This is a genomic window from Asaia sp. VD9 (assembly GCF_037150015.1).
Taxonomy (GTDB): Bacteria; Pseudomonadota; Alphaproteobacteria; order Acetobacterales; family Acetobacteraceae; genus Asaia.
Genome location: NZ_JBBCQM010000014.1, coordinates 46,706 through 60,180 on the forward strand (window position 1 = coordinate 46,706; position 13,475 = coordinate 60,180).

The window sequence follows — 13,475 nt, forward strand, 5'->3', positions numbered from 1 at the left end:
TTTCCAGGGCCTTTCCCCGAACTCTTCGAAGGGCAATCGCCCTTTGGAAACGGTCTCACCAGTAATGCGCTGCGCTCAATAGAGGTCGCGTGATAACGACGTGGCGGCGAGCTGCATCGCGCCGAGGAGAAGGCACAGGGTGGAACTCCCTATCCAGAAGGTGGAGCTCCCGCCCAGTCCGGCGATATAGAGAGTTTCCATATGAGCGCCATTGAGGCGCAGCAAGATCAGCAGAAACACGCCGATGGCGCCGCGTCCCAGAAGCAGCGCCGTGACCGTAAAGAGGGTAAGGCGCAGCGCCGGCAAAGGTGGCCGCGGGAGCAAGCGTGCCCCTGCGAACGCACAATAAGCGCCGAGAAGCAGCACGAGACCGATCGCGCCAAGGATCGCTGCCGGGCGCCAATCTCCTTGCAACGCCCTTCGTGCCATATCGGGGCCAGCGCCCATGATCCCATAGGCGGGCGGACCGAGACAGAGTGTGATGGCATGCGCGATTGCCGCTATCGCGAGAAGAAATCCAGAAGAAATTAGCAGGATGCGAGAAAATCCGGATTTTATGTCTTGGTGCATTCTGGCTGATATAAGGATATTCTATGAAATGGCAAAACAAAGATTCCTTAAGATCGCATGGTATTCAGGATTTCTATGATATCTATAATGCCTGCAGGTAATTCCAGACATATCGTACGCTGGTTGTGAGCAATTGTTCCCGCGAGTTTCCGCTTGGGCCCCATCGCGGAACTCCCTCAGGCACAAAGAGATGGGATAGCCGAATTGTTCCTCCTCCTCCTCCGCCTCAGAGATCGTTGTCTTGTGGTCATCGCCCCTGCCAATGCGACATTTGTGTAAAGCTTGCTTTCCACTCCAAAACGAGGGATATGGAAAGTGTACTTTACATGGAGAAACGCATGTTCAGGCCCAGACAGTACGGGATCGAGCTCGGCGCGGCATTGTTGCTGTATCTTTTCCTGCTCCTCACATCAGGTGCGTTGGAGCATCAGCTTCACCCTACAGGGACGCTTCTTTTCGCTCTGAGCATGGCGCCCATGCTTGGAGTCGTGGCCGTGGCATGGGTTATCATGCGAGCACTACGACGCATGGATGAACTTCAGCGTCGCGTTCAGTTCGACGCCATAGCGACGGCTTTTCTAGGCACGGCCCTTATCACCATAGGATGGGGCTTCGCTGAAAACGCTGGCGCGCCCCATATTCGCGCCTTCGCCATCTGGCCGCTTATGGCGCTTCTGTGGCTCGCAGGCATGGTCGTTGCATGCCGGAGATACCGGTGAAAAACCGCATGCGCGATCTGCGCCTGACTCAGGGCCTCAGCCAGAATGCGCTGGCCGAGGCGCTTGGCGTCTCGCGCCAGACCATCAATGCGATCGAAAATGAGCGCTACGACCCGAGCCTGCCGCTGGCATTCGCTATTGCGAAAATCTTCGGCCTGAGCATTGAGGCGATCTTTATCCCCTGACCTGCAGGGGGATGAAAGGGGCAAGCCCCTTTCCGGGGGATGGGGCAGCGCCCCATGAACCCTTACTCTACGAAAACACTCGCCGGATAACCCTGAGCAAAGAGATGCGCGCGCAGGGTCGAATGATTGACCTGCATGTCGATCATCTGGCGCACTTTCGGCTTGCCCTTATAGGCGATGCCCAGACCGGCCACGGCGAGCATGGGCAGGTCATTGGTGCCATCGCCCGTTGTGAGGGCCGCCGAGGCCTTGACGCCACGTTCTTCGAGCAGACGGTTGAGATGTTCTCCCTTGCTGTCAGGGCCCAGAACCGGGGCGGCCAGTTTGCCCGTGAACACCCCGTCCACAATATCGAATTCATTGCCGTAATGTTCGTCGAAGCCACAGGCCTCAGCAACGCGGCTGGTGAAATAGGTGAAGCCGCCTGAGACGAGCGCCGTGCGGGCGTTATGGGCGTGCATGGTCTGGACGAGCGCGCGCGCGCCCGGGTTCAGGGTCGATTTCTGCCAGACTTCCTCGAGACAGGCGGTGGATCTGCCTTCCAGTAGGGCCACGCGTGTGCGCAGGGATTCCTCGAAATCCATTTTGCCATTCATTGTATCGAGCGTAAGACGGGCGACATCCTCACCCACACCCAGGAGGGCTGCGACCTCATCGAGGGTTTCGCCGTTCAGGATGGTGCTGTCCATATCGGCCACCAGCACGGCCTTGCGACGGCCGCGTGTCTTGACCAGCAGGGTATCCACCTTATGACGGGCCAGTGTTGCGCGTATGGTAGCGATGGTTGGCGCGCCCGGCGCCGGAGTGGGGCAGGGGATTTCGACCGCCTCGCCGGGTGAAAGAACAACAGGGTTCTTGCCCTTGACCATGTTCCGCGCAATGTCGATGGCATCTTTGGACAGGGTGCCCTGTGCAGGGTCGGCAACGAGAACGAGAACGTAAGGTAAGGTCATCTTGGCCCATCAGGTAGAAACGCTTGGGACAGCAAGACAGAATGGCTGACGCTCCGATTGCCCTGGCCCCGATCGCCCTTATTGTGGCGGGACCGACCTGTTCCGGCAAGTCGGCGCTCGCGCTGGGGCTGGCTGAGCGCTTTCGTGGCACGGTGATCAATGCCGATTCCATGCAGGTCTATGCCGATCTGCATGTGCTGACAGCGCGCCCCGATGCGCAGGACGAGGCACGTGCGCCGCATCGTCTCTATGGCGTGCTCGACGCTGCACAGCCGGGCAGCGTGGCCTGGTGGCGCGAGGTTGCATTGCAGGAAATGGAAGCTGCGCGCGCCCAGGGACGACTGCCAATCCTGTGTGGCGGCACGGGTATGTATCTGCGTGCGCTGCTGGACGGACTGGTCGAGGTGCCCGATCCTGGCGACGCCGCGCGCGATTGGGCGCGCGCGCTCGTGGAGGACAAGGGCAGCGAGGCCGCTCACGCGCTTCTGATGCGCGATGACCCGGAGACGGCGCGTACGTTGAAACCCGGTGACGGGCAACGCGTGGCACGTGCTCTCGAAGTGCTGCGTGGGACGGATCATGGGCTGCTGTACTGGCGTAGCCGGCCCGGGCTGCCGTCAGCGCCGTTTCGCTTTGTCTCCGTCAGGCTCCATCCGCCACGCGAGGCGTTGCGTGCGGCGATCGCAGAGCGGTTCTCGCTCATGATGGCGCTCGGAGCGATGGAAGAGGTCAAACGTCTTGTGGCGCGGGACCTTTCACCCTCTTTGCCTGCCATGCGCGCCCATGGCGTTCCCGAACTGAGCGCCGTTCTTGCCGGGACTTTGCCTGAGGCAGAAGCGATACGCCGTGCGGTCATTGCTACGGGGCAGTACACACGACGCCAGGCGACGTGGTTCAATCACCATGCGCTGGGCGCAGAGCAGGATTGCATGATTTCCTTGCAAAGATATGAGGAGAGTACGCAATTTTCGGAAAGAGAATTCGAAAATATCGCAACTTTCATTCAATCGGCCATTGACGAATCCTCATCACCGTCATAAACCCGCCCGCTCAATGAAAGGGGTGCGCTCACATGAACGCGTCAACACAGCAGACCGGAAAAACTTCGACAGCGTCGCTCAATGGTGCCGAGGTGCTCCTGCGCGTGCTTGTGGAGCAGGGTGTCGAGGTCATTTTCGGCTATCCCGGCGGCGCGGTGCTGCCCATCTATGATGCGCTGTTCAAGCAGGATCATATCCGTCATGTCCTGGTGCGCCATGAGCAGGCCGCTGTTCATGCGGCAGAGGCCTATGCGCGCTCGACCGGCAAGGTGGGCGTGGTGCTGGTCACCAGTGGCCCCGGTGCCACCAATGCCGTGACCGGTCTGGTCGATGCGCTGATGGATTCCATCCCGCTCATCTGCCTGTGCGGCCAGGTGCCGACGGCGCTGATCGGCAATGACGCGTTTCAGGAAGCCGATACGACCGGCATCACGCGTCCTGCCACCAAGCATAATTATCTGGTGCGTCGCGGGCAGGATTTGGCGCCGATCGTGCGTGAGGCCTTCGAGGTGGCCGCTGGCGGTCGCCCTGGCCCCGTTCTGATTGATCTGCCCAAGGACATCTCGGTCGGCAACGCGCCGCTGCCTGCTCCGGGTGAGGGGCGTCTGCATCGCCCCTATCGTCCGAATCTCGATGCGGATGGCGAGGCGATCCGCCAGACCATTGCGGCCATGAAGCGCGCCAAGCGCCCGCTGCTCTACACGGGCGGCGGCGTGATCAACGCTGGCCCCAAGGCTGCGGAAGGCCTGCGCGAGCTGGCCCGCCGCACCAATTTCCCGGTGACCTCCACCCTGATGGGTCTGGGCGCGTTCCCGACCACCGATCGCCAGTTTCTGGGCATGCTGGGCATGCATGGCAGCTACGAGGCCAATCTGGCCACGCATGGCTGCGACCTGCTGATCGCGCTTGGCTCGCGTTTCGATGACCGTGTGACCGGGCGTGTGGATGCGTTCTCGCCCAACTCGTTCAAGGTCCATGCCGATATCGACCCTTCGCAGATCAACAAGATCATTCGCGTCGATGTGCCGCTGGTTGGTGATGTCGGCCGCACGATTGAGGCGCTTCTTGCTGCATGGGATGGCGATGGTCAGGATCTGAGCCCCTGGTGGGCACAGATCGAAGGCTGGCGCGCACTGGACTCTTTCGGCTTTGTGCAGGATCAGGCTCCGAGCGCCATCATCCGCCCGCAATATGCCATTCGTCGCCTCTATGAAGCCACGCAGGCGCTGGGGCGCGATACATTCGTGAGCACGGAAGTCGGCCAGCATCAGATGTGGGCGGCGCAGCATTTCCAGTTCGACAAGCCCAATCGCTGGCTGACCTCTGGCGGCCTCGGCACCATGGGCTACGGTCTGCCTGCGGCGGTCGGCGCTCAGGTGGCGCATCCCGATGCGCTGGTGATCGATATTGCCGGCGAAGCTTCGACGCTCATGAATATTCAGGAGCTCGGCACGATGGCGCAGTATCGCCTGCCGGTGAAGCTGTTCATCCTGAACAACCGCTATATGGGCATGGTGCGTCAGTGGCAGGAATTGCTGCATGGCTCGCGCTACTCGCAATCCTATAGCGAGGCGCTGCCTGATTTCATCCGCCTGGCAGAAGCGTTTCACGGCAAGGGGCTGCGCGCCACCTGCGTGGGCGAGCTGGATGGCGTGATTGACGAGATGCTGCGTCATGATGGCCCGGTGGTGGCGGATATCTGTGTGGCGCAGGACGAGAACTGCTTCCCGATGATTCCGTCGGGCGCCCCGCATAACGAGATGCTGCTTGGCCCCGATCAGGAGTCCAATGCGGCCCGGATTACACAAGAAGGCATGATGCTGGTCTGATGGCACAGGATATCCAGAGAGCCGTCATTGCGGTTCTGATCGAAAACGAGAGCGGTGCCCTGGCCCGCGTCGTCGGTCTGTTTTCAGGACGTGGCTATAACATCGAGAGCCTTACCGTCTCTGCCATTGATGCCTCGCGCAATCTTTCGCGGATCACCATCGTGACGTCTGGCACGGAGATGGTCATTGCCCAGATCAAGGCCCAGCTTGCGCGCCTTATTCCTGTACATGGCGTGCGTGACCTGACGGAATGCGGCCCGCATGTGGCGCGCGAGCTGGCCCTGATCAAGGTGGTCAGCAAGGGCGAGATGCGTACCGAGGGTATGCGTATTGCCCAGGCGTTTCGCGCCCATGCGGTCGACACAACGGCAGGGTCTTTCGTTTTTGAACTGACGGGAAGTGCCGAGAAAATCGATGCTTTCGTCGAATTGATGCAACCGCTTGGTCTTGCGGAAGTGTCCCGGACCGGAATCGCCGCTATAGGCCGTGGTACCGAAGTCTTTCAATCCATCGAGGAGTCTTTCTGATGCGCGTCTATTACGATCGTGACTGTGATCTGGGCCTGATCAAGGGCAAGAAGGTTGCCATCATCGGTTACGGCAGCCAGGGCCATGCCCATGCCAACAACCTGAAGGACAGCGGCGTGACCGATATGGTCATCGGCCTGCGTCCTGAGTCGTCGGCTGTTGCCAAGGCAGAAGGCGCTGGCTTCAAGGTCATGAACCCCGCTGACGCCGCTGCATGGGCCGATGTCGTGATGGTTCTGACGCCTGACGAAGGTCAGGGCGCGCTTTACAAGGACTCGCTGGAAAAGAACCTGAAGCAGGGTGCAGCGCTCGTTTTCGCTCATGGCCTGTCGATCCATTTCCGCATCATCGAAGCCCGCCCTGACCTGGACGTGTTCCTTGTTGCCCCGAAGGGCCCCGGCCACACCGTGCGTTCTGAATACCAGAAGGGTGGCGGCGTGCCGTCGCTCGTGGCTGTTGCCCAGAACGCAACGGGTCAGGCGCTTGAAATCGCCCTGTCCTACGCTTCGGCAAATGGTGGCGGCCGCGCCGGCATCATCGAGACCAGCTTCAAGGAAGAAGTCGAAACCGATCTGTTCGGTGAGCAGGCCGTGCTCTGCGGTGGTCTGGTCGAGCTGATCCGCGCCGGTTTCGAGACGCTGGTCGAGGGCGGCTACGCTCCCGAAATGGCCTATTTCGAGTGTCTGCACGAAATGAAGCTGATCGTGGATCTGATCTACGAAGGTGGCATCGCGAACATGAACTACTCGATCTCGAACACGGCCGAATACGGTGAATATGTCACCGGCCCGCGCATCGTGACGGCAGAAACCAAGGCCGAGATGAAGCGCGTTCTGACCGACATTCAGGACGGCACCTTCGTGCGCAACTTCATTCTGGAAAACCAGTCGGGCGGCGTTGGCTTCAAGGCCATCCGCGCTCGTAACGATGTTCACCAGATCGAAAAGACCGGCGAAAAGCTGCGTGGCATGATGCCCTGGATTGCCAAGGGCAAGCTGGTCGACAAGGCCAAGAACTGATCTTCTGTCCCTTTCGGGATCGGAAATGGAAAAGCGGAGGCTTCGGTCCCCGCTTTTTTTATGCTTGGCGATGACGGGGTTTCTCCTAGAAGATTCTGCAGGCTGCCAGTACCAATACCAGTGCGAGGATAAACGAGTGCCAAGAACACCCACCGAGATCTTTCTGATTGCGATGCTGGTGATCTATGCCTTGCCCTATTTCGTCTGGCGTCTGCTGCGTACCGATTTCTGGGCCCCTCTCGTGGTGGTGCAGATTATTGGCGGTATTCTGCTCGGCCCTGGCGTGCTGGGGGCCTTTTGCCCCGATTATTACAAGACCGTTTTCACGCCTGGCACGATCACGGCCCTGAACGGCATTGCCTGGTGGGCGGTCATGATGTTCGTCTGGGTTGCGGGTATCGAGCTGGATATTCGCGAAGCATGGCGTCGCCGCGGCGAAACCGGGCTGACGGCAGGGCTTGCTCTGGCCGTGCCTCTTGTAACGGGCAGTCTGGCAGCGCTGTTGATGCTTCGTTATCCGGGGTGGAGGGGCGCGGCAGGGGCGAGCTGGCAGGTCGTTCTTGGTATCGGTATTGCCTGTGCCGTGACGGCTTTGCCGATCCTCGTTCTGTTTCTTGAGAAACTCTCCATTCTGCGGACGCCGTTCGGGCAGCGTATCCTGCGCTATGCCTCTCTGGACGATGTGGCCATCTGGGGCGTTCTGGCAGTCATTCTGCTCGACTGGGAGCGTATGGGGCGCCAGCTGGGCTTTCTGGTCCTTTTCGCTCTGGCCACCCTGGCGTTCCGCGCGCTCATGGCCCGCGTTGCAGAGCAGGATCGCTGGTATCTTGGCCTCGTCTGGCTTGCAGGATGCGGTTTTGCGGCTGACTGGGCCGGGCTCCATTTCATAGTGGGCGCCTTCCTTTCGGGCGCGGTGCTCGATGCCGCCTGGTTCAGGCAGGAAGACATGGACCGTTTCCGGCACTTTGTGCTTTTGACAATCATGCCGGTTTTCTTCCTGTCGACCGGTCTGCGCACCGAGTGGACCATAGGCGGTGGGGCTGTTTTTGCCGCCGCCGCCTTGCTGTTATGCGCCTCGGTGGGCGGCAAGCTGATCGGTGTGCAGATTGCGGGCAGAGTGCTCGGCTGGCCCAAAGGCGAGGCGACCACGCTTGGCTGGCTGCTTCAGACAAAAGCCCTGATCATGATCATCTTTGCCAACGTGCTTCTGGATCGGCATATCATCACGAACAGTACCTTCACGGCACTGCTTCTCATGGCGCTCGGCAGCACAATGCTGACTATCCCCATGGTCTCTTCGCGTCTCTCTGCCTATGTGCGCGGTGACAGGGTGTAAGTCCGTGCGTACTTCATACGGGAGTTAATCGCGTAGGGGGCGGCTTCGGGTGGGGTATCCGAAGATCTCTCCCTGAACTGGCAGGTTGTGCGCAATAGCGACGTGAAACTTCGAAATCGACTGGCTCTTCATCCTGTCGTTAGTCAATGCATTATTGTCCCATATACGTTCATCAAATGGGCTTTTCACGCGTCGGTTCGCCTGAGGCAAGCATGTCAGGACAGGGGTAAGAACCCAGCTCGTACAATTCAGAGCCATTGCACAACTAGACAGTGGTCAGATGAATGGAGTCCAGTCTTGCTGCTGGGATTTTTCGATCTCGGTCAGCCAGTCGGATCTATATCGCTCCATAAGCGGAATATAGCCGCCAACTGCGGGTGCTCTGGTCTCCTCGGTGACGATCAGGCCGCTGATAGCAGGAAGATGTTGTTCAAATACCCATTCGGCCATGTTGGCCAGACCATTCAATTCGAGACTTCTTCCCCATGTTTCTGACCGTCTTGGGAGTCTGAGCTGCTCATGAACTTGCTTGTATCCGATGCAGTTTCTAACGATGTCTGCACGTCTGTCCACAATAGCACCTGGGAGGATCTTTTTGGCGAGAAATCTCAGAAGCGCTTTTCCCTCGGGACTGAGTTCTGTTGTCATGTCGGCACCCTTCTTGCGTGGAAAATGAAAATTAAGCGAGCATGTTTCTTATAATACACTCAAGGCATAGAAATATTTATTTGGAATTGGTGAAATTATGACTAATTTCGCGACAGGCGTGACTGAAGAAGCTTTATGGCTCAAAGCCGTAATAAGCACAAAAATTTTACTATAAAATCAATATCCTATTCTTTTGGTGCGGCAATTATGAATTATACCCGACTGATATGTCATGGTTCTTGGTGCTGCGGAAGTTACTCGGATGTTCGATATAATATTTGGAAGAAGGGCGATTTCGTATGACGAAGATGGCTATTTCGGATCCCTCTACATAGAAGAAAAAAGGGAAGGTTTTTTCAATCTGAGATTTTTCAGTAAAGAAAAACACGAAGAATCGTGGAGAAATTCGGCGAAAAGACTTTTGGAAACTGGGAAGTCTTATTTTCTGACTAATGTTTATCGACCAAGAAATGCCAATTTCATCAACTTATGGCCATTTCAGATACTGGGAAACAGAGTCTTCATACAGGAGAAATTTTTATTCAGGTGGCAGCATAGCATGAAACGAGCGATAAATTTCGAACTCGTGCTCAATGATATGCATTTCGAAAATGAAGATGGACAGAAAATATCTACTTGGTCGACAAGCGTGAGCGCGCTCGAGTCTTTTGTGCATGGAGGCGCCTGATTTCGAGGCGTACATAAGAAGCTCTGTAAATATGAGGCAGGTTTAGAAAAAACGGAGCGAGATCTGATCATCGAAGTCACGGGGAATATGATCCGCTTTTACTGCAGATTTGTATGCCGTCCCTGCATGGCGTCGAAGGCGATAAAGTGGTCTGCGACGATTGAGGCGATGAGGGCGTCGAAAGTGAGCAGGGCGCCTTGTTCGAACAGACTGCCTGCAAATTGTGCTGAGCCCTGAGCCGGGATAATCAGGGTGTGATCGGCGATGCACGCCAGTGGGCTTTCGGTCTCACGCGTGATCACCAGGATGGTGGCGCCAAGCTGTTGGGCGATGCGTGCAAAATGCAGCGATACCGGCGTCGTGCCAGAGCCGGAAAAGATGATCAGGCTATCGTCGCCACGTATGGCTGGCGCTGTAACCTCACCCACAGCATGAGCCTGCAAGCCGAGATGCATGCAGCGCATCGCCGCCATTTGCGCGATGAGCCCGGAGCGGCCCTGCCCAGTGAAGAAAAGTCGTCCCGTTCGGCGCATCAGGGCCGCGCTGAAATCTTTTAGTTCCTGCCCTGATAGAGTTTCCAGCAGCTTGGCCGTTTCGTCACGCACAAGGGCTACGGCGCGTTCGGTGGAAGGGGGTGCCATATCATGATTCCGACAATAAACTGGGATGAAAGGGGCGAGCCCCTTTCCAGGGCGCGGGGCAGAGCCCCGCCGGTCTCACAAATAAACGACAGGCTTGAGCGATGTCGGGTCGAAGGTCGCTTCGAGCGCGTCCTGCACATGGTCAAGATCGAATTTCGCCGTGACAAGGGCATTCAGATCGACCTTGCCCTGCGCGACCATTTGCGTCGCGATGGGCCAGGTCCCCGTGTAGCGGAACGTGCCTGTCACGGTGAGTTCGCGTACCTGAATGATCGGCAGGGGCAGGGGGACTTCGTCGGCCCCCATGCCAACGAGTACCACATGCCCGGCCCCGCGTACCGCAGTAATGCCTGACTTGATGGCCGGCGTTGCGCCGGAGCAGTCTATGAAGGCATCGACGCCCAGATCACTGACTGACTCCCGCGCCGGGTCGATCACGCGTGTCGCGCCAAGGGTGAGAGCGCGTTTACGACGATCTTCCAGCAGGTCCGACATGATGATCTCAGAAGCGCCATAGCCCCGCGCTGCCTGGGCGGTGATAATCCCGATCGGCCCTGCGCCGGCAATCAGCACGCGTGAGCCGGGGCCAATCTGTGCCTTCTGACACGCCCAGATACCCACGGAGAGTGGTTCGAGCAGGGCGGCCTCCTCATCGCTCAGCGAGTCCGGAACCTTGTGGGCGAAGGGCGACTGAATGGTCACATAGTCCTGAAAGGCCCCGTCAATCGGCGGTGTCGCGTAAAACTTCATTTCGGGACAAAGATTGTATCGTCCCGCCATGCATTGCGGGCAAGTGCGGCAGGGGCGTTGCGGCTCGATGGCAACGCGCTCACCAATGCGGCTTTCGGAAACGTCACATCCTACGGCAACGATACGTCCCGAAACCTCGTGACCCAGAACCAGAGGCGCATCGACGATGAAATCGCCGATGCGTCCTTCCTTGTAATAATGGACATCGGAGCCGCAGACGCCCACGCAGGCGACCTTGATAAGCACTTCGTCCGGGGCGGGGACAGGAACGGGGCGCTTCTGCAAGGCAATCACACCTTTCTCCTTGAGGACCGAGGCGCGCATTGTGTCAGGCAGACTATTGGAGAGAGTTGTCATGAGATTTCTTCTTGTTGATGAGAGAATTGGGCCAGCAGGCTGCGCCCGATGACCAGATAAGAGGCGCCTGCCTGTACGATCCGGGGCAGTGTCTCCGCCGTGACGCCGCCATCCACGCCGTTCGTCACGCCGCGCGCACGCAGGGCCCGGTTTTTGTCCAGCAGGGAGAGGGAGGCGGCATCTTTCGTACCGGGCGCGATCAGCATGACGAGTACGCCATCAACCGACTCTAGAAAGGGCTCCGCCTCCGCGATGGTGGATTGGGGCGCAAGAGCGAGCCAGGGGCTTATCCCCCGGTGACGAAGGGTTGCGATGGCACCGTGCAGATCCGCGTCGGTTTCCAGCGGTAGGGTCAGGCGGTCGAGGGCGCGTGTCGCGAGGCGGTCGAACCACACGAAAGCGTCGTTATCCAGGAGATGTGCGTCCAGGGCGCCATGCTCGCGCGCCAGAATGGCATCGACCGTGGCGAGATCAACGCCTTCTGCGCCGGGAGCGAAGAAATCGGCGTGCGCCCAGAGATGCGCGCGCGTCAGAGCGTCTGCCATGGCAAGGCGCTCATGAGCCGGTGCAGCATAGAGGCTGCCACCAAGGCAGATATTCCCTGCGCGCGCCAACTGGATGATCGGCTCATCAAGCGGAAATCCGCTCGGTAAGGATGGCGAGGATCCCAAGGCGTTCATGAGCGCATACGTCCGTCAAAGCCGGACCATGCGCTCAGAGCGAGATAGCGGTCGAGCAGCCTGGTACGACTATCCGCCATGGCCCTATTAGGCTCGGCGACGGTTTCATAACGCGGGGCCCAGAGCTGACGCATCGTTTGCACGTCGCGCCCCGTGGCAATGGCGGCGGCCTGGATGGCTGCGCCGCGTGCGGTCGATTCATCGGCCTCCGCTGGGTCGGCAATCATGATGCGGCGCTGGGTATAGTCGGCCAGGATCTGACGATAGGCACTGGACCGTGCGCCGCCACCAGTGATGATTACGCGGCCATCCGTCGCGATGCCCGCTTGATTCATGATGGTCTCGCCCCGGATGAGGGCAAGTAACACCCCATCATGCGCAGCACGCGCCAGATCGGCGCGCGATGTCGCGGCAGTGAGGCCGCCCATCAGCCCATAGGAATCAGGTCGGTTCGGCTTGCGCTCTCCATCGAGAAAGGCGGCGAAAACAGGCGAAGCGAGGGGATCCGCTTCGAGCGCCAGCTTGCTGAGCCCTGCATGATCGACGTCGAGAAGCCGGGCTGCCCAATCGGTCACCCGCGCTGCATTGAGGGTCGATACCAGAGGCAGATAGCCCCCGGCGCAATCGGCCACGCCATCCACAAGACCGGAGAGATCATGCACGGGGCGGCTGGCCGTCGTGAAGATGACGCCCGATGTTGCGATCGTGTAGACCGCGTCGCCTTCCTCGACAGCGAGGCCGAGCGCGGCGGCATGCTGGTCACCACCCCCCGGGCCGATCAGGATATCGCGCGAAAGGCCGAGTCGATCAGCGATGTCTGGCAGGATCGTTCCGGCGGCTTCGTCAGGGCCCAGAACGCGGGGCAGCATCGAGGCCCAGTCCCTGTCCGCGGCGATCAGATCGAGATAGGTCGTAACATACCGGTTTTCCGTGGCGCTCCAGTACCCCGTGCCGGAGGCCTCGGAACGATCGGTCACATGGACGCCGCACAGGCGATAGGTGAGCCAGTCATGCGGCAGGCAGATGCGACGCATGGCCCTGAAGTTTTCGGGCTCGTTTTCAGCCAGCCAGGCAATTTTCCCTATGGTGAATGCCGCCGTCGGCAGGGACCCTACCTTACGGATCCAGTTCTCGGCGCCAATGGCTTCACGCAGCCGCGCCAGCTGAGGCGCGCTCTCCGTATCGTTCCATAATTTGGCCGGGCGGATCACCCTGTCCTGTTCGTCGAGGGCGATCAGGCCATGGCATTGCGCCGCCACCGAGATGGCCACGATCGCCGTGCGGTCGATCGCGGCGGTTTCAACGGCGCGGTTCAGTGCTCGCTCGAAGGCTTCCCACCAGTCTTGTGGGTTCTGCTCGCTTCTGGGGGCAAATGCCGGAGGATGGCTGGCGCTGCCCCGACCCAGGATGCCGCCGGTTTCGAGGTCACGCAGTTCGACCTTGCAGGACTGGGTCGAACTGTCGACCCCCATGACGATCTTCATGGCGCGTTTCCTTCCCTCGAAGCGGCACGGATGAGCGGGGTGTGATGAT

At 59.3% G+C, this 13,475-nt stretch carries 15 protein-coding genes; 8 read left to right on the plus strand and 7 right to left on the minus strand.

The window, feature by feature from the left end; all coding sequences use genetic code 11:
• Window positions 1-75: 75 nt before the first annotated feature.
• A complete protein-coding gene (locus tag WFJ47_RS14545) occupies window positions 76-570 on the minus strand; it encodes a hypothetical protein (RefSeq protein WP_336763927.1) in 495 nt (164 codons plus the stop codon).
• A 338-nt stretch (window positions 571-908) separates the two neighbouring features.
• Between WFJ47_RS14545 and WFJ47_RS14550 the strand changes: the two genes are divergently transcribed.
• Together WFJ47_RS14550 and WFJ47_RS14555 are read left to right on the plus strand one after the other, a co-directional pair.
• Window positions 909-1,289 carry a hypothetical protein gene (locus WFJ47_RS14550; RefSeq protein ID WP_336763928.1) on the plus strand — a complete coding sequence of 127 codons (381 nt, stop codon included), beginning with the start codon at window positions 909-911 and terminating at the stop codon, window positions 1,287-1,289.
• Window positions 1,286-1,474, plus strand: a complete 189-nt coding sequence (locus WFJ47_RS14555; protein WP_336763929.1) for a helix-turn-helix transcriptional regulator — start codon at window positions 1,286-1,288, stop codon at window positions 1,472-1,474. Before WFJ47_RS14550 ends, WFJ47_RS14555 begins: the two co-directional genes overlap by 4 nt.
• A 62-nt stretch (window positions 1,475-1,536) precedes the next feature.
• On the opposite strand, the gene serB is transcribed toward WFJ47_RS14555, so the two are convergent.
• Window positions 1,537-2,427, minus strand: coding sequence for a phosphoserine phosphatase SerB (serB, locus tag WFJ47_RS14560; RefSeq protein ID WP_336763930.1), 891 nt, complete (start codon window positions 2,425-2,427; stop codon window positions 1,537-1,539).
• A gap of 41 nt (window positions 2,428-2,468) precedes the next feature.
• Between serB and miaA the strand changes: the two genes are divergently transcribed.
• The 5 genes from miaA (at window position 2,469) to WFJ47_RS14585 (ending at window position 8,178) form a co-directional block, all read left to right on the plus strand.
• Complete coding sequence (gene miaA, locus WFJ47_RS14565) at window positions 2,469-3,467, plus strand: tRNA (adenosine(37)-N6)-dimethylallyltransferase MiaA (RefSeq protein WP_336763931.1); 999 nt, start codon at window positions 2,469-2,471, stop codon at window positions 3,465-3,467.
• Between the two features lie 32 nt (window positions 3,468-3,499).
• Window positions 3,500-5,296, plus strand: coding sequence for a biosynthetic-type acetolactate synthase large subunit (gene ilvB, locus WFJ47_RS14570; RefSeq protein ID WP_336763932.1), 1,797 nt, complete (start codon window positions 3,500-3,502; stop codon window positions 5,294-5,296).
• Window positions 5,296-5,823: an acetolactate synthase small subunit gene (gene ilvN / locus WFJ47_RS14575; protein WP_127101603.1), complete on the plus strand. Its 528-nt coding sequence runs from the start codon at window positions 5,296-5,298 to the stop codon at window positions 5,821-5,823. Before ilvB ends, ilvN begins: the two co-directional genes overlap by 1 nt.
• The gene (gene ilvC / locus WFJ47_RS14580; protein WP_188425747.1) at window positions 5,823-6,842 is read left to right on the plus strand and encodes a ketol-acid reductoisomerase; all 1,020 of its coding nucleotides are present in this window, start codon (window positions 5,823-5,825) and stop codon (window positions 6,840-6,842) included. The genes ilvN and ilvC overlap by 1 nt, the downstream gene beginning before the upstream one ends.
• A 136-nt stretch (window positions 6,843-6,978) precedes the next feature.
• Complete coding sequence (locus WFJ47_RS14585) at window positions 6,979-8,178, plus strand: cation:proton antiporter (RefSeq protein WP_336763936.1); 1,200 nt, start codon at window positions 6,979-6,981, stop codon at window positions 8,176-8,178.
• Between the two features lie 276 nt (window positions 8,179-8,454).
• Here WFJ47_RS14585 and WFJ47_RS14590 read toward each other — a convergent pair whose 3' ends face one another.
• Window positions 8,455-8,826, minus strand: a complete 372-nt coding sequence (locus WFJ47_RS14590; RefSeq protein ID WP_336763937.1) for a hypothetical protein — start codon at window positions 8,824-8,826, stop codon at window positions 8,455-8,457.
• Window positions 8,827-9,088: 262 nt separating this feature from the next.
• On the opposite strand from WFJ47_RS14590, the gene WFJ47_RS16575 reads away from it, so the two are divergent.
• Window positions 9,089-9,514 (plus strand): hypothetical protein, encoded by a 426-nt coding sequence (locus tag WFJ47_RS16575; RefSeq protein ID WP_408868668.1) that lies wholly within the window; start codon window positions 9,089-9,091, stop codon window positions 9,512-9,514.
• Window positions 9,515-9,612: 98 nt separating this feature from the next.
• On the opposite strand, the gene WFJ47_RS14595 is transcribed toward WFJ47_RS16575, so the two are convergent.
• The 4 genes from WFJ47_RS14595 to xylB form a co-directional block, all read right to left on the minus strand.
• Entirely contained in the window at window positions 9,613-10,155 is a 543-nt protein-coding gene (locus WFJ47_RS14595) for an SIS domain-containing protein (protein WP_336763939.1), read from the minus strand.
• Window positions 10,156-10,230: 75 nt separating this feature from the next.
• Window positions 10,231-11,262: an NAD(P)-dependent alcohol dehydrogenase gene (locus WFJ47_RS14600; protein ID WP_336763940.1), complete on the minus strand. Its 1,032-nt coding sequence runs from the start codon at window positions 11,260-11,262 to the stop codon at window positions 10,231-10,233.
• On the minus strand, window positions 11,259-11,942 hold the full coding sequence (locus WFJ47_RS14605) for a hypothetical protein (protein WP_336763941.1): 684 nt from the start codon (window positions 11,940-11,942) through the stop codon (window positions 11,259-11,261). The genes WFJ47_RS14600 and WFJ47_RS14605 overlap by 4 nt, the downstream gene beginning before the upstream one ends.
• Window positions 11,939-13,426, minus strand: a complete 1,488-nt coding sequence (gene xylB, locus WFJ47_RS14610; RefSeq protein WP_336763942.1) for a xylulokinase — start codon at window positions 13,424-13,426, stop codon at window positions 11,939-11,941. Before xylB ends, WFJ47_RS14605 begins: the two co-directional genes overlap by 4 nt.
• Window positions 13,427-13,475: the final 49 nt, after the last annotated feature.

Excerpts from the sequence above, each read along its gene's own strand:
- WFJ47_RS14545 (WP_336763927.1), bottom strand. The coding sequence starts at position 570 with ATGCACCAAGACATAAAATCCGGATTTTCTCGCATCCTGCTAATTTCT.
- WFJ47_RS14550 (WP_336763928.1), top strand. The coding sequence starts at position 909 with ATGTTCAGGCCCAGACAGTACGGGATCGAGCTCGGCGCGGCATTGTTG.
- serB (WP_336763930.1), bottom strand. The coding sequence starts at position 2,427 with ATGACCTTACCTTACGTTCTCGTTCTCGTTGCCGACCCTGCACAGGGC.
- miaA (WP_336763931.1), top strand. The coding sequence starts at position 2,469 with ATGGCTGACGCTCCGATTGCCCTGGCCCCGATCGCCCTTATTGTGGCG.
- ilvB (WP_336763932.1), top strand. The coding sequence starts at position 3,500 with ATGAACGCGTCAACACAGCAGACCGGAAAAACTTCGACAGCGTCGCTC.
- ilvN (WP_127101603.1), top strand. The coding sequence starts at position 5,296 with ATGGCACAGGATATCCAGAGAGCCGTCATTGCGGTTCTGATCGAAAAC.
- ilvC (WP_188425747.1), top strand. The coding sequence starts at position 5,823 with ATGCGCGTCTATTACGATCGTGACTGTGATCTGGGCCTGATCAAGGGC.
- WFJ47_RS14590 (WP_336763937.1), bottom strand. The coding sequence starts at position 8,826 with ATGACAACAGAACTCAGTCCCGAGGGAAAAGCGCTTCTGAGATTTCTC.
- WFJ47_RS16575 (WP_408868668.1), top strand. The coding sequence starts at position 9,089 with ATGTTCGATATAATATTTGGAAGAAGGGCGATTTCGTATGACGAAGAT.
- WFJ47_RS14595 (WP_336763939.1), bottom strand. The coding sequence starts at position 10,155 with ATGGCACCCCCTTCCACCGAACGCGCCGTAGCCCTTGTGCGTGACGAA.
- WFJ47_RS14600 (WP_336763940.1), bottom strand. The coding sequence starts at position 11,262 with ATGACAACTCTCTCCAATAGTCTGCCTGACACAATGCGCGCCTCGGTC.
- WFJ47_RS14605 (WP_336763941.1), bottom strand. The coding sequence starts at position 11,942 with ATGAACGCCTTGGGATCCTCGCCATCCTTACCGAGCGGATTTCCGCTT.
- xylB (WP_336763942.1), bottom strand. The coding sequence starts at position 13,426 with ATGAAGATCGTCATGGGGGTCGACAGTTCGACCCAGTCCTGCAAGGTC.